At 71.1% G+C, this 21,724-nt stretch carries 22 protein-coding genes; 7 read left to right on the top strand and 15 right to left on the bottom strand.

The features are described 5' to 3' along the window. Window positions 1-9: 9 nt before the first annotated feature. The 3 genes from ACIREI_RS09935 to sigJ form a co-directional block, all read right to left on the bottom strand. The gene (locus ACIREI_RS09935; protein ID WP_403329734.1) at window positions 10-1,476 is read right to left on the bottom strand and encodes a hypothetical protein; all 1,467 of its coding nucleotides are present in this window, start codon (window positions 1,474-1,476) and stop codon (window positions 10-12) included. Between the two features lie 146 nt (window positions 1,477-1,622). Then, a complete protein-coding gene (locus tag ACIREI_RS09930) occupies window positions 1,623-3,089 on the bottom strand; it encodes a cytochrome bc complex cytochrome b subunit (RefSeq protein ID WP_403329732.1) in 1,467 nt (488 codons plus the stop codon). Continuing rightward, the gene (gene sigJ / locus ACIREI_RS09925; protein WP_403329730.1) at window positions 3,086-4,012 is read right to left on the bottom strand and encodes an RNA polymerase sigma factor SigJ; all 927 of its coding nucleotides are present in this window, start codon (window positions 4,010-4,012) and stop codon (window positions 3,086-3,088) included. The genes ACIREI_RS09930 and sigJ overlap by 4 nt, the downstream gene beginning before the upstream one ends. A gap of 207 nt (window positions 4,013-4,219) precedes the next feature. Between sigJ and ACIREI_RS09920 the strand changes: the two genes are divergently transcribed. The 3 genes from ACIREI_RS09920 to ACIREI_RS09910 all read left to right on the top strand — a co-directional run bounded on the left by ACIREI_RS09920 (window position 4,220) and on the right by ACIREI_RS09910 (window position 6,802). Further along, complete coding sequence (locus ACIREI_RS09920) at window positions 4,220-4,465, top strand: hypothetical protein (protein ID WP_093909931.1); 246 nt, start codon at window positions 4,220-4,222, stop codon at window positions 4,463-4,465. 3 nt (window positions 4,466-4,468) lie between these two features. Further along, window positions 4,469-4,846, top strand: a complete 378-nt coding sequence (locus ACIREI_RS09915; protein WP_128435748.1) for a toxin Doc — start codon at window positions 4,469-4,471, stop codon at window positions 4,844-4,846. A 345-nt stretch (window positions 4,847-5,191) separates the two neighbouring features. Beyond that, window positions 5,192-6,802 (top strand): RICIN domain-containing protein, encoded by a 1,611-nt coding sequence (locus ACIREI_RS09910; RefSeq protein WP_403329726.1) that lies wholly within the window; start codon window positions 5,192-5,194, stop codon window positions 6,800-6,802. 51 nt (window positions 6,803-6,853) lie between these two features. On the opposite strand, the gene ACIREI_RS09905 is transcribed toward ACIREI_RS09910, so the two are convergent. The 4 genes from ACIREI_RS09905 to ACIREI_RS09890 all read right to left on the bottom strand — a co-directional run bounded on the left by ACIREI_RS09905 (window position 6,854) and on the right by ACIREI_RS09890 (window position 10,398). Then, on the bottom strand, window positions 6,854-7,831 hold the full coding sequence (locus tag ACIREI_RS09905) for a 2-hydroxyacid dehydrogenase (RefSeq protein ID WP_403329723.1): 978 nt from the start codon (window positions 7,829-7,831) through the stop codon (window positions 6,854-6,856). Then, the gene (locus tag ACIREI_RS09900; protein ID WP_403329720.1) at window positions 7,828-8,997 is read right to left on the bottom strand and encodes a lactate 2-monooxygenase; all 1,170 of its coding nucleotides are present in this window, start codon (window positions 8,995-8,997) and stop codon (window positions 7,828-7,830) included. The genes ACIREI_RS09905 and ACIREI_RS09900 overlap by 4 nt, the downstream gene beginning before the upstream one ends. A gap of 75 nt (window positions 8,998-9,072) precedes the next feature. Beyond that, window positions 9,073-9,765 carry an alpha/beta fold hydrolase gene (locus ACIREI_RS09895; protein ID WP_403329717.1) on the bottom strand — a complete coding sequence of 231 codons (693 nt, stop codon included), beginning with the start codon at window positions 9,763-9,765 and terminating at the stop codon, window positions 9,073-9,075. Between the two features lie 81 nt (window positions 9,766-9,846). Beyond that, entirely contained in the window at window positions 9,847-10,398 is a 552-nt protein-coding gene (locus ACIREI_RS09890) for a hypothetical protein (RefSeq protein ID WP_403329715.1), read from the bottom strand. Between the two features lie 337 nt (window positions 10,399-10,735). Here ACIREI_RS09890 and ACIREI_RS09885 point away from each other — a divergent pair, with 337 nt between their 5' ends. Next, entirely contained in the window at window positions 10,736-11,170 is a 435-nt protein-coding gene (locus ACIREI_RS09885) for a protease inhibitor (RefSeq protein WP_403329712.1), read from the top strand. A 148-nt stretch (window positions 11,171-11,318) separates the two neighbouring features. Here ACIREI_RS09885 and ACIREI_RS09880 read toward each other — a convergent pair whose 3' ends face one another. Continuing rightward, complete coding sequence (locus tag ACIREI_RS09880) at window positions 11,319-11,732, bottom strand: STAS domain-containing protein (protein WP_403329709.1); 414 nt, start codon at window positions 11,730-11,732, stop codon at window positions 11,319-11,321. 173 nt (window positions 11,733-11,905) lie between these two features. Between ACIREI_RS09880 and ACIREI_RS09875 the strand changes: the two genes are divergently transcribed. After that, window positions 11,906-12,997: an amidinotransferase gene (locus tag ACIREI_RS09875; protein ID WP_403329706.1), complete on the top strand. Its 1,092-nt coding sequence runs from the start codon at window positions 11,906-11,908 to the stop codon at window positions 12,995-12,997. 5 nt (window positions 12,998-13,002) lie between these two features. Here the strand turns inward: ACIREI_RS09875 and ACIREI_RS09870 are convergent, their stop codons facing one another. From ACIREI_RS09870 to ACIREI_RS09850, 5 genes are read right to left on the bottom strand one after another with little or no spacing between them, the layout of a single operon-like run. Continuing rightward, the gene (locus ACIREI_RS09870; RefSeq protein ID WP_403329704.1) at window positions 13,003-13,209 is read right to left on the bottom strand and encodes a CDGSH iron-sulfur domain-containing protein; all 207 of its coding nucleotides are present in this window, start codon (window positions 13,207-13,209) and stop codon (window positions 13,003-13,005) included. After that, a complete protein-coding gene (locus ACIREI_RS09865; protein WP_403329702.1) occupies window positions 13,190-13,864 on the bottom strand; it encodes a HemK2/MTQ2 family protein methyltransferase in 675 nt (224 codons plus the stop codon). Before ACIREI_RS09865 ends, ACIREI_RS09870 begins: the two co-directional genes overlap by 20 nt. Further along, a complete protein-coding gene (locus ACIREI_RS09860) occupies window positions 13,865-14,896 on the bottom strand; it encodes an iron-containing redox enzyme family protein (protein ID WP_403329699.1) in 1,032 nt (343 codons plus the stop codon). It abuts the gene before it with no gap. 41 nt (window positions 14,897-14,937) lie between these two features. After that, a complete protein-coding gene (locus tag ACIREI_RS09855) occupies window positions 14,938-15,135 on the bottom strand; it encodes a hypothetical protein (RefSeq protein WP_403329697.1) in 198 nt (65 codons plus the stop codon). A gap of 51 nt (window positions 15,136-15,186) precedes the next feature. After that, the gene (locus ACIREI_RS09850; protein ID WP_403329695.1) at window positions 15,187-16,200 is read right to left on the bottom strand and encodes a Ppx/GppA family phosphatase; all 1,014 of its coding nucleotides are present in this window, start codon (window positions 16,198-16,200) and stop codon (window positions 15,187-15,189) included. A 100-nt stretch (window positions 16,201-16,300) separates the two neighbouring features. Here ACIREI_RS09850 and ACIREI_RS09845 point away from each other — a divergent pair, with 100 nt between their 5' ends. Next, window positions 16,301-16,648 (top strand): ArsR/SmtB family transcription factor, encoded by a 348-nt coding sequence (locus tag ACIREI_RS09845; protein ID WP_403329692.1) that lies wholly within the window; start codon window positions 16,301-16,303, stop codon window positions 16,646-16,648. Then, window positions 16,645-17,175 (top strand): SRPBCC family protein, encoded by a 531-nt coding sequence (locus ACIREI_RS09840; protein WP_403329689.1) that lies wholly within the window; start codon window positions 16,645-16,647, stop codon window positions 17,173-17,175. The genes ACIREI_RS09845 and ACIREI_RS09840 overlap by 4 nt, the downstream gene beginning before the upstream one ends. A gap of 6 nt (window positions 17,176-17,181) precedes the next feature. Here the strand turns inward: ACIREI_RS09840 and ACIREI_RS09835 are convergent, their stop codons facing one another. Next, window positions 17,182-18,702 (bottom strand): alpha/beta fold hydrolase, encoded by a 1,521-nt coding sequence (locus tag ACIREI_RS09835; protein ID WP_403329686.1) that lies wholly within the window; start codon window positions 18,700-18,702, stop codon window positions 17,182-17,184. A gap of 205 nt (window positions 18,703-18,907) precedes the next feature. Further along, entirely contained in the window at window positions 18,908-21,724 is a 2,817-nt protein-coding gene (locus ACIREI_RS09830; protein ID WP_403329683.1) for an NHLP bacteriocin export ABC transporter permease/ATPase subunit, read from the bottom strand.

The raw sequence follows: 21,724 nt of genomic DNA, 5'->3' as shown, positions 1-21,724 counted from the left end.
GGGACCGGGTCACAGCGGTTTGCGGTCCGGGTCGTCCCACAGCACCGCCAGATGCCGGCCGATGTGGTGCTCCGGCGTTCCGGAGCCGAGCGCGGCGGCCTGCCGGCGGAACCGGGTGATCCGCGGCAGCAGATCGGCGAAGCCGCCGGCGAACAGGTCGCTGAGCACCTGCCGGAACTCCGTCGTCGACTCGCTCGTCCGGTGCCACACGACCACCGGGTACCCCGTGCGCAGCGCCGTCCTGAACTCCAGGCAGCCGTGCGCCCGTCCGGCCTCGGGCGGTTCGCTCAGCACGGCCGCCACGTGCCCCTCGTCCAGCAGCCCGGCCGCGACCCGGTGCGGATGCTGGGGGCTGTTGTTCGGGATGCTCATGTAGACGGAGCTGGTCGTCGGCTCCTGGCGCAGCTTCTGCCAGCGCAGCCGCCACCAGCCGTGCCAGCGCTGGTCCAGCAGCCGGTCCAGACTCCGGATCACCACCGCCGGATAGCTCATGCCGAGAAGCAGATGTGACTCCTCGGAGGCGTCCAACGGCCATGACTCGACGGGCAGGTTGATCAGTTCCAGCGGGAGCACGAACTCCAGTCGCAGCTGTCCCGGCCGGTCGCCCTCGGCCCGCTCCACCTCGGAGATCACCTCGCTGACCGTGCGCTGGAGATCGGCGAACGGGATCACCGAGCTGTCACGGCGCCCCTCGAAGTCCGGTCCCCGGGCGTCGGAGTGGAACCAGTGGGACACGGTGTAGTGCCCCTCGTCGAAGGGCGCCGGCATGATCCGGATGGCGAGGTGCTCGTCGTGCGTGACGGGCCGGCGCTCGGCCGGCCGCACGTACCGTCTGCGGTCGAGGGCGTCCCCGAACTCCCAGCGCACGGCGCGATGCCGGTTGATCGCGCGGACCTCCTGGCGGTGCGCCGCGTCCATCCACGCCGACGCCTCGTCCAGGTACGCCATCCATGGCGGCACCTGCCCCGGTGCCGTGTTCTGGCCCACCAGGTAGAGGAAGTCCGACCAGGCGGTGGTGGAGTGGTCGGGGAGGACGCGTAATCGGGACAGGGTCGCCTGGCCCACCAGGCGTCGGCGCTCGTCGGCGGTGAGCCGCAGCGACAGCAGGGACTGGGCCAACAGGCCCCAGGACTCGGTGAACTCGGCCGGCAGTGTCCGCGCGGCCTTCCACTCGTCACGGAGCCGGAGCATCTGCAGCGACTCCGCGGAACCCGGGTCCAGCAGGTCGAGGACGGCCGCGAGGCACGCGAGGCCGTCCGGTCCGCGGCCGTCGAGCGGGCTTTTCATGCAGAACAGCAGCAGGGCGACGAACTGGCTGCGCGGGATGGTGTGGCGGGGCAGCCGCCCCGTGCGCCTGAGCCGGTCGAGTACGAGGTCCAGGAACTGCTCCCGGTCCTCGGGCGAGCGCAGGCTGTCGCTGCCCACCAGGACGTCCACGGCGGCACGCCGTATGCGGTCCTCGATCTCCTCGCACAAGGAGGTCCCCCCCTCCGGCGCCCGCCCGGGGCGCGCTCCCTTGCCCTGTCCGACGGCTCGCTGTACGCCCGTGACACAAGATTAGGGGTCAGGGTCCGCTGCGGAAGAGGATCGGCACAGCGGGCGGCGGACAGGGCGGGGGAGTGCTAGGAGTCGCGTCGCACGAGCTCCCCCGGCCGTTCGTGGGCGCTCAGGGTGTGCACCTGCGCCTGGGTGAGCGGCTCGTGCACCTCGACGTACTCGCCGTGCGGCAACCGCTTGATCACACCCGTCTCGCGGCCGTGCGACACCCGCTCCCTGTCGCGGAGTTGGAGGCCCAGGCAGATGCGCCGGGTGATGACGAACACGGCCGCCGGGACCACGAACACCGCGATCCGGATCGTCCAGGTCACCATGTTGATCGACAGGTGCAGCCGGGTCGCGACGATGTCGTTGCCGCCGCCCGCCAGGAGCAGGAGGTAGAGGCTGATCCAGGCCGCGCCGATCGCCGTGCGGACCGGGCGGTTGCGCGGACGGTCCAGGAGATGGTGCTCGTCCTTGTCGCCCGTCAGCCACGCCTCCAGGAAGGGGTGGACGCCGATGAAGACCAGCAGGAGGGGGAAGACGACGATCGGGATGAGGACGCCGAGCACCAGGGTGTGACCCCACAGCGTGATCTCCCAGCCCGGCATGATCCGGACCAGCCCCTCGGCGAAGCCCAGGTACCAGTCGGGCTGGGCGCCCGTGGAGACCTGGTCCGCGCGGTAAGGGCCGTACGTCCAGACCGGGTTGATCGTCGCCACCGCCGCCATGAGCGTGAGCGCGCCGAAGACCAGGAAGAAGAAGCCGCCCGCCTTCGCCAGGTACACCGGCATGAACGGGGCGCCGACGACATTGCGCTCGGTGCGCCCGGGGCCGGCGAACTGGGTGTGCTTGTGGTACACGACCAGCACGACGTGCGCCACGACCAGCGCCGCCATGATGCCGGGGATCACCAGGATGTGCAGGGAGTAGAAGCGGGCCACGACGTCATGGCCCGGGAACTCCCCGCCGAACAGGAACATCGACAGATACGTCCCGACGACCGGGACGGACAGCAGCGCGCCGTTCACGAACCGCAGACCCGTCCCCGACAGCAGGTCGTCCGGCAGCGAGTAGCCGAACAGGCCCTCGAAGAGGCCGAGGAACAGCAGGGACCAGCCGAACAGCCAGTTGACCTCCCGCGGCTTGCGGAACGACCCCGTGAAGAAGTGCCGCATCATGTGGGTGAGCATCCCGGCGACGAAGACCAGCGCCGCCCAGTGGTGCAGCTGGCGCATCAGCAGCCCGCCCCGCACGTCGAAGCTGATGTCCAGCGTGGAGGCGTACGCCTCGGACATGCGGACGCCGTTGAGGGGGACGTAACTGCCGTGGTACGTCACCTCGTTCATCGAGGGGTGGAAGAAGAGGGTGAGGTACACGCCCGTCAGGATCAGGACGACGAAGCTGTACAGGCAGACCTCGCCGAGCAGGAAGGACCAGTGGTCCGGGAAGACCTTGCGCAGATACCTCCGGCCGAGGGAGTGGATACCGAGACGCCCGTCGAACCAGTCCGCGACCCGCTCACCCCGGCCGGGCAGCTCGCGGGCGCTCACGCCTCCTCCCGGCGCACGTGCGTCAGCTTGTCGGGGTTGCTGACGACGTAGACACCGGACACCCGCTCGCCGTCCGGCGTGAGGTCCAGGACCAGGACGGCGTACGGCTCCCCGCCCTGGAACAGCACCACCGCGTCGTCGCCGTTGACCCGCCGGTAGCGCAGCTCCAGGTGGCTCCCACCGCCCTTCCTCCCGTACGAGCCGAAGAACCGGAGCGCCTTGTCCCGCCCGTGCACGGGACGCAGCGCCGCCGGCTTCCGCTTGCCGCCGGCGTCCGTCCACACCGTGACGTCGGGCGCGAGGACCTCCAGCAGCGCGGCGATGTCCCCGCCCACCGCGGCCCGCACGAACCGCTCGGTCGCCTCCCGCCGCACCCGTGGATGAGCCTCGTACAGCGGCCGCCGCGCGTGCACATGCCCCCGCGCGCGGTGCGCCAGCTGGCGTACGGCCGCCGGGCTGCGGTCGATGATCTCCGCGATCTCCGTGTGCGGGTACCCGAACACCTCGTGCAGCACGAACACCGCACGCTCCAGCGGCGACAGCGACTCCAGGACGACCAGCATCGCCAGCGACACGGACTCGGTGCGCAGGGCGGGGTCGTCGGGACCGTCGTCCGCGCCGTCCGCGACCAGCGGCTCGGGCAGCCACGGGCCGACGTACGTCTCCCGGCGGCGGCTGATCGCGGCCCGTCGCGCCAGCGCGTGGTTCACGGCGATCCGCACGAGGTACGCCCGCGGATTGGCGATCGTGTCCCGCGGCGCCCCCCTGTTCCGCGCCGACCACGACAGCCAGGTCTCCTGCAGTACGTCCTCGGTGTCGGCGACACTGCCGAGCATGTTGTAGACGACGCCGAACATCAGTTCACGGTGCTCGACGAAGACGCCGGTCGCCTCGGCGGTGACGGTCATGGGGATGTCGGACATGCGGTGGGCCTCCCGGTGAGCGCTCACTACTGCGAGGCCCGGCGGGGATCGGAATGTGACATCCCACGGTGGAATGTGACCCACGTCTCGACATCGCAGGGCGCGGCCTCGTCCCCGACGTGCCGTTCCGCATCCCCTGGTACCGGCGTACATCACACTTGACCTGCGCGTATTTACGCTGGAGTACCCGAGCGGTACCGTGAGGGCATGCCAGCTCTCAACGTGGAGTTCAGCGACCGCGAGCTAGAGGACCTGCGGCAGATCGCCAAGGAACGCGGTACGTCGATGAAGGCGCTCGTGCGCGAGGCCGCAGCGGCCGACATAGCGCGGCATCGGGCACTGCAGGAGGGCGCCGAGGCGTTCCGCCGGTTCTTCGCGTCGCACGCCGACGAGTTCGCGGCCGCCTTCCCCGACGACGAACCGTCCGCCAAGGGCGCGGGACGGGCCGCCTGACCGATGGCACCCGTGATCCATATCGACGTGCCCTGGCTGCTCCAGCGTCACGAAGAGGTCCTGCCGGACCAGCCCACGATCAACGACTTCTCCGCGTTGGTCGCCGCCGTCGCACGCCATCGCGTGGACCCGCCCCGCCTGGGCGTCGACTCCGACCCGGCCTGGCGGGCCGCCGCGCTGCTGCACACCCTCGCCCTGCTCAAGCCGCTTCCCTCGGCCAACGCCCGGTTCGCCTGCGCGTCCGCGGTGGCCTACATGTTCGTCAGCGGCGTGGGCATCGACCCGCCCTACGGTGCTCTCGTCGACCTGGCCCGTGACCTGATCTCCGGCAAGGTCGATGTGTACGGCGCCGCGGACCGGCTGCGCTCCTGGCAGATCTGAGGCCGGCCGGAGCGCGTGGTGCTCCGGCGGGTGCGCGCGTTTCACGCGGAGCGCACGGAATGGCGAAAGCTCGTGCCGCTGTGGAGAGTTGCCGCGGTATCTGACTTTCTTTCAAAGGTGCGGATGTTGCCCAAGTGCCTTGTTGGTCATTGGTGTGCTGTGCAAGGGTGAACTACCCGTGGGGGGTGGGAAAAGGCCGGGCTCATTCGTTCCGTGGGGAACCGGGCGGATGGACGTTGGTGAATTCGCGCTCCCCGCGCTCGCGTCGAAGAGGTACACACCAAGTCGTTCTCCTTTTCGGCGACCGGAACTTCTGAGTCATGCGCGTGGGAAGGAATCCGTTCAGTGCCCACCCCCCACCCCCCTCGCCCTCCTTACCCCCCGCCCGGCGGGGTTCCCGAGGAATCCGACGAAGGTCTCGCCGCCCGGCTGCGGGGCCGTCCGGACGGTGAGGCCGCTCCGTCCGTCGCGCTGCTCATGGCGCGGCACTGGCACCCGGTCCACGAATACGCGGTGATCTGTCTCGCCTCCCCGGCGGACGTCGCCGACATGGTCACCGCTGCCGCCTTCCACCAGGTCCTCGATCGCCTGGCGCTGGGCGAACCGGCCGCCGCGCTGCGTCCCCGGCTGCTCGTGGCCGTGCGGGACGTGGTCCGGCAGTGGTCCACCGAGGACCGAATATCAGGCGTTATGCCGGAGCTGGAGAAACCCGCGGGTGGTCGGGGTATGCGTACCGCGAAGTCCATGACGCCCGAAAATCGGAAGCTCGCCGACCGGTCATTCCAGGCGCTTCCGGGACTTGCCCGGTGTCTGCTCTGGCACACCGAGGTCGAGGCCGAGCCGTTAAGCGTCCCCGCCGGTCTGCTGGGCATGGATACCGTTACGGCCGCGGCCGCACTCGAACAGGCGCGTGATAAATTCCGCGAAGGTTGTGTACATGCCCATAGGGAACTCGCGCCGACGAAGGATTGCCGGTTCTACAACCGCCTCCTCGACGTCCCGATTCGCCGGGGCGGGGCACTGCTGCCGGATGTCCAGCAGCATCTGACGGAGTGCCGCTACTGCCGCAACGCCGCCGAACAACTGAGCCATTTCGAGGGCGGGTTGGGGGTGCTCATCGCCGAGGCGGTGCTCGGCTGGGGCGCGCGTCGCTATCTGGACACCAGACCCGGCCGTACCCAGGGCGACGGGCCCCGTCCCCAAGGCGCCGCCCGGCACGGTGCCGGACGGCGGCTGCTGCCGCGGATCCCGGCACAGATGCGCAGGGCGCCCGGTGGACCGCGCTCCCGCACGCTGCTCACGGGGGTGGGGGTGGCCTCCGCCGGACTGATCGCGATCATGCTCGCGTCCGGGCTGCTGTCGGACGACGACGGGGTCGCCCCGGCCGCCTCCGCCACCGGCGGCGGGACCGGACCGCAGGTGCCCCCCGCGGTCTCCTCCTCACCGCCCGGCACGGCCCAGCTCCCCAACGCCCCGCGCCGGACGCGGCTGCGCAACGCCGACGCCGAGCTGTGCCTCGGCATCCGGGGCGAGCCGAAGGCCAAGGCCGGTACCGAGCTGGCCGAGTGCTCCTCGGACGACACCCAGCAGTGGTCGTACGAGAAGGACGGCCTGCTGCGCAGCGTGGCGGAGCCCGACCTGTGTCTGGACTCGCATGCGGACGCCGGAGTGGTGATCCTCGGCACATGCGTCGACGACGACTCGAAGCGGGCCGACGACGTGCGCTACGACCTCACCGTGCAGGGCGAGTTGCTGCCCCGCTGGGACGAGCGGCTCGCCCTGACGTTCACCACGGCGGACGCGGGCGCCGACATCGTCGTCAAGGTCCGCGACGGCTCCGACGAGCAACGCTGGCTGACCGATCCGGCGGCGTCGGCCAGCCCCGGGTCACTGTCGAGTGCGGAGATCGAGACACCGTCGGCGCGGGCGGTGGGCTTGGCGGGGGAGGAGGCGTAGGAGTGGGCCCGGCACCGGGTTGTCCGGTGCCGGGCCGCTCAGCCGGTGGTCCTAGTTCACGACGTCCTGCGGTGCCCCGCCCGACAGGAAGGCGGTCACGTTCTGGACGGCGGCCAGGGCGATGCGGACGAGGGTCTCGCGGGTGACGCCGCCGGCGTGGGGGGAGAGCACCACGTTCGGGGCGCGGAGCAGGCGCAGGGCCGGGGTGGGGGGTTCGGGGTCGAAGACGTCGATGCCCGCCCCGGCCAGGGCGCCCTTCTCCAGTGCGTCCGCGAGAGCGTCCTGGTCGATCAGGGCGCCCCGCGCGGTGTTGATCACGAACGCCGACGGCTTGAGGAGCGCCAGCCGCTCGGCGTTCAGCAGGTTCCGCGTCTCGTCGGTGAGCGGGGCGTGCAGGGAGACGTAGTCGGCGGTGCGCAGCAGTTCGTCGAGCGGGACATGGCGGGCACCGCCGAACTCCGCCTCCGTCGACGGCGGCAGCCGGCGTCGCCCCGTGTAGACGACGCTCATGTCGAACGCGGTCGCGCGGCGGGCGACCTGCCGCCCGATCTGGCCCAGGCCGACGATGCCGAGTGCCTTGCCGGACAGTTCGGTCAGCGAGTGCTGGAGCCGGGGGAGCGCCCAGTCGGCCTCGACGAGCGCGGTGTGCGCGGGGACGATCTGCTTGGCCAGGGCGAGCATGAGGGCGAAGGTCTGCTCGGCCACGTTCTGCGCCTCGGCACCGCTGGAGCCGATGTTGCACACACGCACTCCGCGCTCGCGCGCCGCGTCCGCATCGACGTAGTCGAAGCCGTGGCTCGCGCACTGCACCAGCTCCAACTCCGGGGCGGCGGCGAGGTGTTCGGCGGTGACCGGGGCGAGCGCGGTGATGACGACGTGCGCGGCGCGCAGGGCGGCCGGGTCCTCGTCGGTCACCTCGACGACGGTGACGTCCGCCCCCTCGGGGAAGAGCGTGGCGAGGCCGGCGCCGATGTCACGACCGCCCACATGGGGCGGGACGACGGCGAGGACGTTCTTCGTGGGCGTCATGCGGAATCCTCGGTGAGGTCGGCGGAGCCGATCGTGGCGGGGGAGGCGTGCCCGGACAGGGCCAGGGTGAGGTCGAGTTCGGCGAGCAGACAGCGGATCACGTGCTCGACGCCCGCCTGTCCGTCGAGGCCGAGCCCGTACGCGTACGGCCGCCCGACGAGCACCGCCCGCGCGCCGAGGGCGAGGGCCTTGAAGACGTCGTCGCCGGTGCGGATGCCGCTGTCGAACAGCACGGTCAGCCGGTCGCCGACCGCCTCCACGACCCGGGGCAGGGCGTCCGCCGCGCCGATGGAGCCGGCCACCTGGCGGCCGCCGTGGTTGGAGACGACGACCCCGTCCATCCCCGCGTCGGCGGCCGCACGGGCGTCGTCCGGGTGCAGGATGCCCTTCAGGACGATCGGGCCGTCCCAGTTCTCCCGGAGGAACGCCAGGTCCGGCCAGGTCTTGGCGGGGTCCGAGAACATGCCGACGAAGTGCATCACGGCTGCGTTCGGATCCTCGTGCACCGGCTTGGCCAGGCCCGCCTGGAAGGCCGGGTCGGAGAAGTAGTTGGCGGTGCCCACGCCGCGCAGGAACGGCAGATACGCCTGGTCGAGATCGCGGGGCCGCCAGGCCAGCATCGGCGTGTCCAGGGTGACGACGAGCGCGCTGAACCCGGCCGCCTTCGCCCGGTTCAGGAAACTCCGGCCCACCTCCGGGTCCTTCGGCCAGTACAGCTGGAACCAGCGCTCGGCGTCGCCCATCGCCTCCGCGACCTGCTCCATGGGCGTGCTGGACGCCGAGGAGAGGGTGAACGGCACGCCCTGCGCCGCCGCGGCCCGGGCGGCCGCGCACTCGGCGTCCGGGTGCATGATCGACAGCACGCCGACCGGCGCCAGCGCCAGCGGAGCGGGCAGGGAGCACCCCCACACCTCGACGGACAGGTCCCTCTCGTGCACGTCCCGCAGCATGCGCGGCACGATCCGGCGCCGCCGCAGCGCCGCCCGGTTGGCACGGGCGGTGCTGCCGTCGCCCGCACTGCCCGCCACATAGCCGACGGGACCGGGACCGAGGCGCTGCTCGGTCAGCTCCTCCAGCCGGGTCAGATCGGTGGGCAGCCGGGGGACGGCCCCCGCCATGCCGTTCAGATAGATCTCGTACTGGAAGTCCGCCCAGTGCTTCGCCATGCCGTGCATCCCGCCTCTCGTCGCTGAGAACGCGCAGTACGCCGACCATACCGACCAGTAGGCAGGAGGGGAGGGTCAGGGGCGGGTCGCCGACTCGTGCAGGATGCGCGCCAGTTCGCGCGGCTGGGAGAACATCGGCCAATGCCCGGTGTCCATGTTCACCAGCTCCCAGCGGTCGCTCTTGAGGAGCTCGGCCGCGGCCCCCCAGGGTTCGTCGCCGTCGAGGAGACACTTGATGTACGTCACCGGAAGCTCGCCGAGGTCGCCCGCGAGCACAGCCGCTTCGGTCGCCGTGTCGCCGGGGTGCGGGGTCGAGCCGCTCACTATCCGGGAGATCTGCTCATCCGTCAGGCCCTGACCCACGTAGTCCTCGGCGGTCTGTGGCGGCCAGAAGCCGCTCGCGCCGATCGCCTCCCGCACCTCGTCGCTCGGCCAGCCCGAGAGAGCCGACTCGCCGTCGACCGGGACCATGGCGTCGACGAACACCACACGGGTGAGCCGGTCGCCGATCCGCTCGGCCGCCTGGCCGACCGGCACGCCTGCGTAGCTGTGCCCGACGAGGACGACATCTCGTAGATCAAGGCGTTCGACGTCCTCGACGATGTCCCGCACGTGCGTCTGCTGCCCGGCGGGCACACCTTGTTTCTCGGCGAGACCGGACAGCGTCAGCGGATGAACGTCGTGCCCGGCCGAGCGCAGCTCGGCCGCCACCTCGTCCCACGCCCACGCTCCGAGCCATGTCCCTGCCACCAGTACGAAGTGGGTCATGCTCGCAACGTAGCGGACGGGTCTGACAACGCCGTGGGGGCGGCGAGGAAGCTTCGGTTCCCTCAGTGGACGAATCCTCCATCAGTCAGTGTCCGTGGGTGTGCTCTGCCGCTCCGTGTCCGGCCCCTGGGCCCGCACCCGCTGGACGTGCTCCAGGGACTCGCGCAGTTCGGTGAGCCAGTCGTCCGTGTGCCGCTGGACCAGCCGTACGCACCAGGCGAGGGCGTCGCTGCGGCTGCGGGCGACCCCGCCGGCGATCAGGGTGTCGAGGACCTGCCGTTCGGGCTGACGCAGCCGGGTCATCACCGGGGCGGCGATATGGGTGAACAGGGCGCGTTCGCCGTCGCACTCCACTCCCCAGGAGACCTTCCGGCGGAACCGGTGCTCCGCCTCACGGGCCACCCCGATCCGGGTCTCCCGGGTGCGCTCCCGGAACTCCTGGATCCGGCCCTCCACGGCCGCCTCCCGCTCCGCGCCGGAGACGCCCTCGGCCAGGTGGGGTGCGGGGATACGGCCGATCACGGTGATCTCCTCGCGGTCGACCGTCACCTCGACCAGCTCCTCGAAGAGGTCGTCCGGCAGACGGCCGGCGAACCAGCCGCGCAGCTTCTGTCGTTGTTCGCTGGTAATCATGTAATGACGATTACTCCGCCCGTCCACGAATGCAAGGGACAGCGGCCGAGTAAGCCGAGAGCTCAACCGGAGGGCCCAACCGGAATGTTTCAGGCCTATTGCTGAGCGTGTGGGATCCGGCCACTCGGCGACTTGGAACGATCAAGAACCGCCAACTTCCGGCGGTGGAACGTTCGAAGTCCGTTACTTCACGCCACTGATTCAATACGCAAGGTTACTGAAACCGGTGGTGTCGATGTGAGTTTCGGCAGCGGACTCGGCAGACTCCCGCTCGTCGCTCCGGCACCGATCGCGCCGGAGCCGGCACACCCTCAACTCGAGCGGAAGGATGCACACAATGCGGAACACCGCGCGCTGGGCAGCGACCCTCGGCCTCACGGCCACCGCCGTCTGCGGACCCCTCACCGGATCCGCCCTGGCCACCCCGGACGCCGCCCCCGCCTCGCTCTACGCACCCTCGGCCCTGGTGCTCACCGTGGCCCACGGTGACAGCGCCACCATGACCACCCCGGTGCGCGCGGTCACCCTGAGCTGTTCCCCGACGCCCTCGGGCACCCATCCCGACTCCGCCTCGGCCTGTGCCGAACTGCGCGGTGTGGGCGGGAACTTCGAGGCCCTGACGGCCCAGAACGGCATGCTGTGCACCAAGCAGTACGACCCCGTGATCGTCACCGTCGACGGAGTGTGGCAGGGCCAGCGTGTCTCCTATGAGCGCACCTTCTCCAACGAGTGCGTGAAGGGCTCGTACACCACGAGTCTCTTCGCGTTCTAAGGACCGGGATCGCACGGTCCCCGTGCAGTTCGGCACAGGCTCGCGGATGGGGAGTACGAGCCGTGCCGAGGGGCCCTCTGTGATCTCGCATCGGGGGTCGGTCGGGCGGAGTGGGGCCGCCCGGCCGACACCTCGGACCGCTACGGGGTCACCCGTTCTCCCCGGGGACACGCGGCAAGGGCGCGAGGCGGCCCAGCAGGCCCGCGCCGTGCAGCAGCCGCCGCAGCCGCGGCGCGTCGGAGACGATTCGGAGGCGGCCGCCACGGTCCCTGGCCCGCCTCTCGGCCCGGCACAGGACGCGCAGCCCCGAGCAGTCGAAGAAGTCGACCCGCCGCAGATCGACCACCACGTCCGACTCCGGTCTCGCCGTCGCCGCGTCCAGATGCTCGGCAAGAAGCGCCGCCGTCGCCAGATCGATCTCACCCAGGACCTCGACCACGGTGAACGGGCCGCATCTGCGCGTGCGGGCATGGGCGTTCGCCGGGGGCGGCACGGACCGGAAGGGGTCCATGGCCATGTCCTCGGTCGGATGGGGGGCGCGGTCGTCGGCGTCCGGCGTCATGTCGGCTCCACCTCGGAAAAGGGCGCATTTGATCAGGGTTGTTACCCGGAGGCGAGGGTCGGCACCCCTGCGGCGCCGCGCGCAAGATCTGGTTCACTCGACCTGGTGAACGCAGCCAGAAGTGATTGACTCACTGCGAGTGACCATGCAAGCGCGGGGTACCCGCCAGTGCTGTGGAGGAACACCCTGCTTCGCCGGTCAACTCGCACAACGAGTGGGACCCGCTGGAGGAAATCGTCGTCGGGCGTCTCGACGGCGCGACGATCCCGTCCCGCCATCCGGTCGTCACCTGCAACGTCCCGCCCTGGACGGGGCGGTTGCTGGGGCTCGCGGGCGGATTCAGGTATCCGCGCGCGCTGATCGAGGGGGCGCGGGACGAACTCGAACGGTTCATCGCCCTCCTGCGGTCCCTCGACGTCACGGTCCGGCGCCCGGACGCGGTCGACCACAGCCGACGCTTCGGCACCCCGCACTGGTCGTCGCGGGGCTTCTGCAACACCTGTCCGCGTGACAGTCTGCTCGTGATCGGCGACGAGATCATCGAGACCCCGATGGCATGGCCGTGCCGGTACTTCGAGACCCACTCCTATCGCGCGATCCTCAAGGACTACTTCCGGCGCGGCGCGCGCTGGACGGCGGCGCCGAAGCCCCAGCTCACCGACGAGCTGTTCGAGCCGGGCTTCCGCGCGCCCGGGCCCGGCGAACCCATGCGCTACGTCCTCACCGAGTTCGAGCCGGTCTTCGACGCCGCGGATTTCGTCCGCGCGGGCCGCGACTTGTTCGTCACCCGGAGCAATGTCACCAATCGGACGGGCATCGAGTGGCTGCGCCGCCATCTCGGGCCCGGCTATCGCATCCACGAGATCGAGAGCCGCTGCCGTACGCCCATGCACATCGACACGACCTTCGTCCTGCCGGCCCCCGGCAAGGTCCTGGTCAATCCCGAGTACATCGACGTCGACCGCCTGCCCGACGTCCTGAACTCCTGGGACGTCCTGGTCGCTCCCGAGCCCGATCCGATCGACGACCGCCTGCTCAGGCTCACCTCCATGTGCGGCAAATGGCTCAGCATGAACGTGCTCATGGTCGACGAGAAGCGAGTGATCGCCGAGCGCCACCACACCGGCATGCTGCGCGCGCTCGAACAGTGGGGCTTCGAGCCGATCCCCTGCGACCTGCTGCACTACGCACCGTTCGGGGGCTCGTTCCACTGCGCGACGCTCGACATCCGGCGCCGCGGCACCCTCGAGTCGTACTTCGACTGACCGGCTCAGCGTTCCTTGCCCCGGTCGCGGTGGCTGGTGTCGCACCAGGGGTAGCGGCGGCTGCGGCGGCAGGTGCACAGGGCGACGCGGAAGCGGTCGGAGGCGACGATCGTGCCGTCCTCCAGCTCCACCTCCACCGGGCCCTCCACCAAGAGGGGGCCCTGGCGCTGGACCTTGACGCGGCGCGGCTCGTCAGACGGGGAGTTCGGCACGGACGACCACCAGTTCCTCCCTCTGGTCCGGGGCGGACAGCAGGCCGCGCTCCCGCAGCCATCCCTCCCGCGACCGCAGCACGGGGCCGAACGGGATCATCCGACGCCGTGTCACCGATGCCTTCAGCCCTGCCCCGCGCAGCTTCGTCAGTGTCCGGCCGGGGCAGCTGAGCGCCGAGTGCACGACCAGGAGAACGCCGCCGGGGCGCAGCAGGGCCGGGGCCTCCCGGCAGATGCGGTCGAGGAGGAGCCGCCCGTCCCGGCCGGCGTCCCAGGACCGGGCCGCACCGTGCGGCGGGCGGCCCGTGTCCGGCGCGGGTACATACGGCGGATTGGCCAGGATGAGGTCGAACGACTGCCCCCGCACCGGGGCGAAGAGGTTGCCGTGCCGGATGCGGACATCGAGCCCGGCCAGCCGGGTGTTCAGCCGCGCCGCGCACACCGCCCGCCAGGACACGTCCACCGCGGTCACATACGTGCCGCGTCGGGCGGCTTCGATCGCCAGCGCGCCCGAGCCGGTCCCCACGTCGAGGACGTGCGCGCCGTCGGGCAGCGGCTCGTCGTGCAGGGCGCCGACGAGCAGGGCGGTGTCTTCCTGAGGGGCGTAGACGCCCGGGGGGACCAGTGGCTTCACCGGCCCCGGGTACCCCGGCATTCAGGAAGTAAGGGGCATCTCGGACCGCAGGGGAGTGCGCAGCGACGTCCGGCCCGCGCGCCAGGCGCCGAGCAGCCGGTCGGCGAGACGGTCCTCCAGAAACCCGGTGACGTCGATGCCGAAGGCGACGTCCGGGGCGAGGTGCGGCTCCTCGGCGAGCAGGCCGCCGATGACGTCATGGCGTACGACCTGCTCGTGCACCGCGTCCGCCTCGACATGCTCGTCGTAGAAGTGCTCGGCGGCGGGCCCGGCGCCCGTGCGACGCATCGCCTCGGCCAGCCGCCGTGAGGCCGGTGAGGAGGTGATCTCGACCGCCGCGAAGTGGCCGACCAGGGCGCCGCGCAGTGCCCGGTGCAGCCCCAGCAGGGACATCAGATTGACCGTGGCCAGGGCCTCCGCGGTCGCCGCGTCGAGATAGCGCCCGTATGTCGTGTCCAGGTCGAGGTCCGTCATCAGGTCGGCGAAGAGGCGCGCGTGGACGCGTTCGGGCCGGCCGCCGCCGTACTCGTCGAACTCCACCGCAGCCATGCCCGACTTGGCCCTGCCCCACAGCCGGGGCAGCACCCAGGCGTGCGGGTCCGCCTCCTTGAGGTGGTACAGGGAGCGCTGGGCCGCGTACTCGCGCAGCTGCCACAACTCGCCCTCGGCGCACAGGAAGTGACTGACTCCCGTGCCGTCGACGGGTTCGACGAGAAGGTCGGCCAGCGCGTCCTCGACGCTGTCGTGGGCGGGGGCGTCCGCGCGCAGGCCGGTCAGGAAGCGGTGTTCCAGCGCGGCGCGGACGCGCAGCAGTTCCGGATCCCACTCGAGGGACTCGGGTACGCCGGCGAAACCGCGGTAGTGCAGTTCGTAGCAGAGGTAGAGGGCCAGCTGGAGGTCGTCGCCGTAGACGGCCGTGCCGGCGACGTCCTGGTGCCGGGGCGGCGGGCCCGCACCCCGCAGATACTCCTCGACGGCAGCGGAGACGGGGCCCCGCGCGGTCGGCAGCGGGGGCCCTTCGTCGCCGTGGGCCGGGCGGAGGTCGTGTGTCATGACCGCCGAGTACCCGTGGGGCGCCGGGCCACCCGCCACGGTCACTCGCCCTCGGACTCCTCCTGGGCGCGCCTGTTGGGGGTGATGGCATCGCCGGCCTCACCCCTGCGGCGGCGCTGCCCGGCGGAGTCCCGGGTGCGGCGCTCGGCGTCGGAGATCTCGTCGATGACCTCTTCGAACGCCGTCTCGGGGTGCTCCTCGTGCTGCTTCTTGCCGTGCTGATTCGTGCCGTCGGTCACGGGGTCTCCTTCCGTCGTCGGGTGGTTGCGTGGCGTGAGCCTCTCCTGCGGTCAGCTGGTCGCGGGCGCGCTCGCGATCCGCAGGGGCACCGGGTCGGACAGGACGGCCTCGTCGTTGAGGCGGCTGATCTCCGCCCACCAGGACGCGCCGTCCTCGATGTGCCGCAGCATGATCCCTTCGCGGATCGCCCACGGACAGATCGTCACCGTACTGAGCCCGGTCAGCTTCATCGCCGTGTGCGCGACCACCGCGCCGGCCAGGCTCTGCGCGGCACGCGGTGCGGAGATGCCGGGCAGCAGGGCGCGCTCGGCGGCGGGCAGCGCGGCCAGGCGCCCGATGGCCTCCCGCAGGTCCGCACGCGCCAACTGCCGTTCCATGAACGGACCGTGCCGACCCGGTGCGGCCCCGCACAGACGGCCCAGCTGCTGGAACGTACGCGAGGTGGCGGTCGCCGTGTGCGGCCCCTCCCAGCGGATCCGGGCCGCGACGTCCCGCAGCTGATGGCGGACCTTGCGGCGCAGCGCCCGTACCTGCCGTGTCGCCGGCGGGTCCTCGTCGGCGAAGAACTCATGGGTCAGCCGTGCCGCGCCGAGCGGCAGCGACGCCACGAAGTCCGGTAACCGGCCACGACCGAACGCCACTTCGAGCGAGCCGCCGCCGATGTCCAGCAGGGCGAGCGGCCCCGACCGCCAGCCCATCCACCGCCGGGCCCCGAGGAAGGTGAGCTCGGCCTCGACCTCACCCGGCAGGGTGCACAGACTCACCCCCGTCCGCGTGCGCACGGTACGCACCACGTCCTGGCGGTTCGGCGCGGCGCGCACCACCGCGGTCGCGAAGGCCAGGGGAGCGGTGGCGCCCCATCTGGTCGCGGTCCGGCTCGCGGCGGCGACCGCGCCGACCAACCGTTCGACCGCCTCCTCGGGGATGCTGTCCCCCGGCCTGACCTGCTGGGACAGCCTCAGCCGCCATTTCTCGGTGTGCACGGGCAGCGGCACCCCGTCCTCCGCATCGGCCACCACCAGCCGGACCGTGTTGGACCCCACATCCACGACGCTGATTCGCATGCGTCGCCAGTACCCGTTTCAGGGCGGGAGCAACGGGGGCGCACAGGAGCGGGCTTTACATTCCTTGACGGGAATATAACCACAGGGGCATATTGGACGGGTGTCCGATACCTCGCTGTGGAGCGCCCTCGCCGATCCCCACCGGCGGGCCATCGTCGCGCTGCTCCTGGAGCGGCCGCGGCCCGTCGGGGAGATCGTGGAGGCATGCGGGCTGAGCCAGCCGAGTACGTCGAAGCATCTGAAGGTGCTGCGGGAGGCCGGCCTCGTGCGGGTGCGGCAGGATGCCCAGCGCCGCGTGTACGCCCTCGATCCCGCCCCGATCGCCGAACTCGACGCCTGGCTGGCCCCGTACCGCGAGCTCTGGAACCGCAGCCTGGACGCCCTGGGCCGCCGACTCGACGAGACCTCGGACGACATGCCCCCACCACGAAGGACTGATCCACCATGACCGCCGATCTCACCGGCACCTATCTGACCCTGGACGACGGCCGCCCGGCCGTCCGCTTCAGCCGTACCTACGACCATCCCGTCGAGCGCGTCTGGCAGTGCGTGACCGACGCCGACGAACTGGCCCACTGGTTCCCGTCCCGCGCCGAGATCGAGCTGCACCCCGGCGGCACGATCACGTTCAGCGGTGACCCGAACATGGAGGACTCCACGGGCCGGGTGATCGCCGTGGACGAACCCCGGCACCTGTCCTTCGAGTGGGGCGGCGACGAGCTGCACTTCGACCTGGAGGCCTTGGACGACAGCCGCACCCGCTTCACGCTCACCAACATCCTCGTCGCCGAGAACACCGCCGCCCGCAACGGCGCCGGCTGGGAGGTCTGCCTGGCCGCCCTCGACGCGCACGTGCGCGGGGAGCGCTTCGAGGGAGCGCACGCCGGGGCCGACGCGCCGTGGAAGGAGCTGTACGACGGCTATGTTGCGGCCGGCGTCCCCTCGGGCGCCCCGGTTCCCGGCCTGGACTCCTGAGTCCGGTCAGTGCGGCCCGGCGGGGGCGCAGCTGCTCCCGGCACTCGGGACTCTCAGCTTCGTGAGGTACTCGTCCACGGCACCACGGGTGCAGTCACTGCGCCCGTAGACGCTGTGTCCGGCGCCCTCGTACGGCAGCAGGACCGTCGTCCCCCTGGTCTGCCGGTGGACATTGGCCGCCCATGTGAAGTGGTTCGCCGGGTCGTGCCGTGAGTGCAGCATGAGGATCTTGGGTGCCTCGGTGATACGCAGACGGTGCTGCGGGTTGTTCACCTCGTCGGGCCAGCCGATGCACCCGGCGACCGCCTGGTGCACGCGCGGTGAACCGCGCATGTGCGGCGCGGCCCGTAGTTCGGCCCGGGTGAGCTCGGCGTACTCCCGGTAGTCCTTCGCCCGGATGCGCCAGTCCTGGCAGAAGACCGCGTGGAACGGCTCCGCCTCCGTCTGCTGGTCCGCTTCCCGCGACAGCGGCGGCCGGTCCTGGCGAGGTTGCCCGGATCGCTGCCGCTCCGCCGGCGCCTGTGCGTCGAGGGCCGCCACCTGGGCGGCCAGCTCGTCCCAGCGCGGACCGTAGAACTTCAGGAAGACGTCGAACGCGATGTTGTGCGCGGTCAGTGTCCGCTCCGGACGCTCCGGATCGCGTATCTCCCCCCGGTCCGCCCTGGCGAGCAGGCGGTCCCATACGGCGGTGACGTCCCTGCCGTGCAGGGCGCAGGAGCTGGTGCGCTCGCACCACTTCACGAACTGGTGGAACGAGTCCTCGGCGGCGGCCGCGGAGGAGACGAGGAACGCGCGGGCGCCGAGGCTGTGGTCGATGTTCGCGGTGAGGGCCATGGACCGGATGCGGTCGCCGTACTCCTCCGCGTACTGCTCGCCGATCAGCGTGCCGTAGGAGTGGCCGAAGTAGTTGATCTTCTCCTCGCCCAGCGCTTCGCGGAGCGCGTCCATGTCGTGGACCACGCTCAAGGTGTCGGCGTGGTCGAAGAGCGGGCCGGTGTGCCGCCGGCAGTCCTCGCGCAACACGCGGTTGTACTCGGCGAGTCGATCGAACTCCGTCTGGTTGCGCGGGTAGACCGACGGCCGTTGGCGCAGCAGTGCGGTGGAGCACTTCACCGGATGGCTCGCGCCGACGCCCCGGGGGTCGAACCCGACGATGTCGAACCGCTCCTGGATGTCGGGGCTGAAGTGGGACTTGGCGTCCGCCACGGCGAACCGCACACCCGAGGCGCCCGGCCCGCCCGGGTTGACCAGCAGCACCCCGACGCGGCGATCCGGATCGGTCGCCTTGCGACGGCCCACCGCGAGATCGAACGTCTCGCCCGAAGGGCGGGCCCAGTCGACGGGCAGGCGCAGGGTCCCGCACTCCGCCGTGGCGTCCTGGGCGCATGGTTTCCAGTCGATCGCCTCCTGTGTCGTCGAGCCGCTGCTTGGCGGGCCGGCCTGCGCCGACGCCACGCCCGGCGTCGACGCCCCGGCGAGTAACCCGGCGGCGAGCGCTGCGGTGAGCGCTCTGATGAGTGACCGCATGAAGTCCCTTCCGAGCGTCCTGCGAAACGGATCACGGGCAGGACCCGCAAGATCGAAGGTGGCAGTGATCCAACCGGGGCCACAACCGCACAGGACGGGAATCAGGGAACGCACCGGGTCGTGGTCGGGGTCGCCCTCAGGGCGACGACTCAGGGGTTGCCCCGCACAGCCCTGAGCCGTCCCTGAACTTGGTCCGGCACCGCGCTCACGCCATCTGGCGTCGCACCAGCTCGTGCAGCCGCCCGTTCGTGTCCGCGAGGAGCTGTGCGGGCGGGCCCTGCTGGGCCACCTTGCCGTCCTCCATCACGATCACGCGGTCGGCGTCCAGCACCGTGGACAGGCGGTGTGCGATGACGATGCGGGTGGCGTTGAGGGCCTTGGTCGACTCGATGACGGTGCGCTGGGTCTCGTTGTCGAGGGCGCTGGTCGCCTCGTCGAAGAAGAGGATGCGCGGGCGGCGGATCAGCGCCTGCGCGATCATCAGCCGCTGCCGCTGGCCGCCGGAGATCGCCCCGCTGCCCGAGACGATGGTGTGCAGCCCCATCGGCATCCGCTTGATGTCCTCGGCGAGCCCCGCCATCTCGGCCGCCGCCATCGCCTCCTCCGGCGTGTACGGCTCCGTACCGCAGATGACGTCCAGGATGGACCCGGTGAACGGCTGTGCGTGCTGGAGCACGACCCCGCACTGCCGGCGCACGGCCGACTGGTCGAGCGCCGACAGGTCCTGGCCGTCGTAGAGCACACTGCCCGAGACCGGCTTGTCGAAGCCGATCAGCAGCCTGAGCAGCGTCGACTTGCCGCAGCCGCTGGGGCCGACGATCGCCACGAACTCGCCCGGGCGCACCTCGAAGGACACGTCGTCGAGGATCAGGGGACCGTCGTCGGAGTACCGGAAGGACAGCCGGCGCGCCTCGATCGCCCCGGTCAGCGGGCCCGGCCGGGTGCTCGCCGTGCGCACCTCGGGCGTCGCGTCCAGCACCGGCTTGATCTCCTCGAACAGCGGCAGCGCGGCCACCACCGACACGAACGAGCCGGTCAGCTGGGTGACCGAGGTCAGCAGCATCGTCACCGACGTGTTGAACGTGAGGAACGCGGCCGCCGACATCGACCCGCGCGCCGGTCCCGCCAGCAGCATGAACATCAGCAGGGTGCACACCGGCAGGTACACGGCGCCCATCACCGTGGTGAGGTTCTTGATCCGCCCCACCTTCTGCTGCAGCTCACGGCTGCGCGCGAACCGGTCCGCCCAGGCCGCGTACGCGTAGTTCTCGGCCGCCGCGACCCGCAGCTTCGGCAGTCCGCGCAGCGTCTGGAACGCCTGGTTGTTCAGCTTGTTGCCGAGCACCACCAGCCGCCGCTGCCAGCGCACCTGCCACAGCCCCAGCCCCAGGAACACGGCCGCGATGACGACGAGCATGCCGATCGCCGCCATCGCCATCGGCACGCTGTACCAGAACAGCAGCGCCAGGTTCATCGCGCCGACCGTCACCGACGACGCGACGACGGGGCCGACTCCGGCCATCAGGCGGCGGATCGCGCTGATGCCCATGGCCTGGCTGGCCAGCTCGCCGGTCGAGCGCTCGGTGAAGAACTTCGTGGGCAGCCGCAGCAGCCGGTCCCACAGGGCCGGTTGGAGCGTGGCCTCGATACGGCCCTCCAGCCGCAGGATCGTCAGGTTCTGCAGCAGCATGAAAGCCGCCGCCACGACGCTGCTGATCATCACCGCCAGACAGAACTGCACGATCAGCCCGGTCTGGGCCTTCGGCACGAACTCACCGAGAATCTTGCCCGTCGCGATCGGTACCAGCGCACCGATCGCCACGGTCACCAGGCCGCTGATCAGCAGGTTCGTCAGATCCCCGCCGGTGCCCCGCATGCTGAACCGCAGGAGCCTGAGCGGGCTGGGCGCGCGGTCGGGCAGCGGGCGGTAGAACATCACGGCCCGCGGCTCGAACTCCTCGGCGTTGGCCTTCTCCACCGGCGTCTCCCGGCCGGTCGCCGGATGGACGGCGACATAGCCGCCACGCCGCCACAGCAACGCCACCGGCGCACCCGACAGCGCCCGGTGGCCCACCAGCGGCCCTACGTTGTCCCGCCACCAACGCCCGTCCAGCCGTACGGCCCGGGTGCGCACCCGGGAGGCGATGGCCACCCGCTCGACCGGGTCGAGCCGGTCGCTCTCGGTGCCGCTCTGCGCGGGCTCGGCCAGCGTGATCCCGGCCGCCTCGGCGACCAGCTTGCACGCCGCGTAACTGGCGTCCGCGTCGGCGGACGTCGTGCGCTTGTCGCCGCGCTTGCCGATGGACGCGAGGAGCGTCCGGTCGGCCTGGGCGCGCACCGCCTCGCCGGCCTTGATGCCCTCGGCCGTGCGTGTCTCGTGGGTGCGCTCCAGCTGTTCGATCCAGCGGTCGAGGGTGGTCAGCAGGCGGTACTGCTGGTCGACCATGGACTGCCAGACCGCCGGGTCCATCAGCAGGTCGGCGGCGGCTTCGGCGCCGTACAGCGAGCCGTACTGCACACTGCCGGGCGGCACCTGCATCCAGAAGACGTCGTCGTCGGTCACCTCGGCGGCCCGCTCGGTGGCCATCGGCGCCTGGAAGAGGATGGAGAGGCTGCGGCCGACGCCCAGGGCGAGGGCGTACTCCAGGGGGCTGGTCTGCGGCGGGACGTACTGCGGGTTGCCGTACTCGTCGTAGGACCACGTCTGGGTGTTCGCGGGCTGGTACAGCTCGCGCAGCCCTATGCGGTGCACCACGCAGTCCCGCAGCGGGCGTGCCACCAGCGTGTGCTGCGGTCCCGGGACCGGGCCGAGCAGCAGTGAGCCCGCCTCCAGGCGGCCGAGGTGGTGCCAGTGGCCCTGCTGCCCGGCGTCGACCGCGAACAGGTCCACGGCGCCGGACGCGACCAGCCACAGCACTTGCGGGCCTTCGAGGTCGAGACGGTTGAATCCGGCGCAGTCGATGCGCGTGCCCATCTGACCGAGCGCGTTGAGAACGAGGTCGCCCTCGTGGACGGAGGTCAT

Origin of the sequence: Streptomyces sp. NPDC093591, assembly GCF_044764885.1 — a bacterium.
Lineage (GTDB): Bacteria > Actinomycetota > Actinomycetes > Streptomycetales > Streptomycetaceae > Streptomyces.
Note: the sequence above shows the minus strand (reverse complement) of the source record. Positions and strands in the feature narration are given on the sequence as shown.

Excerpts from the sequence above, each read along its gene's own strand:
- ACIREI_RS09885 (WP_403329712.1), top strand. The coding sequence starts at position 10,736 with ATGCGGAACACCGCGCGCTGGGCAGCGACCCTCGGCCTCACGGCCACC.
- ACIREI_RS09920 (WP_093909931.1), top strand. The coding sequence starts at position 4,220 with ATGCCAGCTCTCAACGTGGAGTTCAGCGACCGCGAGCTAGAGGACCTG.
- ACIREI_RS09860 (WP_403329699.1), bottom strand. The coding sequence starts at position 14,896 with ATGACACACGACCTCCGCCCGGCCCACGGCGACGAAGGGCCCCCGCTG.
- sigJ (WP_403329730.1), bottom strand. The coding sequence starts at position 4,012 with ATGTCCGACATCCCCATGACCGTCACCGCCGAGGCGACCGGCGTCTTC.
- ACIREI_RS09835 (WP_403329686.1), bottom strand. The coding sequence starts at position 18,702 with ATGCGGTCACTCATCAGAGCGCTCACCGCAGCGCTCGCCGCCGGGTTA.
- ACIREI_RS09865 (WP_403329702.1), bottom strand. The coding sequence starts at position 13,864 with ATGCCGGGGTACCCGGGGCCGGTGAAGCCACTGGTCCCCCCGGGCGTC.
- ACIREI_RS09905 (WP_403329723.1), bottom strand. The coding sequence starts at position 7,831 with ATGACGCCCACGAAGAACGTCCTCGCCGTCGTCCCGCCCCATGTGGGC.
- ACIREI_RS09900 (WP_403329720.1), bottom strand. The coding sequence starts at position 8,997 with ATGGCGAAGCACTGGGCGGACTTCCAGTACGAGATCTATCTGAACGGC.
- ACIREI_RS09880 (WP_403329709.1), bottom strand. The coding sequence starts at position 11,732 with ATGACGCCGGACGCCGACGACCGCGCCCCCCATCCGACCGAGGACATG.
- ACIREI_RS09840 (WP_403329689.1), top strand. The coding sequence starts at position 16,645 with ATGACCGCCGATCTCACCGGCACCTATCTGACCCTGGACGACGGCCGC.
- ACIREI_RS09890 (WP_403329715.1), bottom strand. The coding sequence starts at position 10,398 with ATGATTACCAGCGAACAACGACAGAAGCTGCGCGGCTGGTTCGCCGGC.
- ACIREI_RS09895 (WP_403329717.1), bottom strand. The coding sequence starts at position 9,765 with ATGACCCACTTCGTACTGGTGGCAGGGACATGGCTCGGAGCGTGGGCG.
- ACIREI_RS09915 (WP_128435748.1), top strand. The coding sequence starts at position 4,469 with ATGGCACCCGTGATCCATATCGACGTGCCCTGGCTGCTCCAGCGTCAC.
- ACIREI_RS09850 (WP_403329695.1), bottom strand. The coding sequence starts at position 16,200 with ATGCGAATCAGCGTCGTGGATGTGGGGTCCAACACGGTCCGGCTGGTG.
- ACIREI_RS09830 (WP_403329683.1), bottom strand. The coding sequence starts at position 21,724 with ATGACCTCCGTCCACGAGGGCGACCTCGTTCTCAACGCGCTCGGTCAG.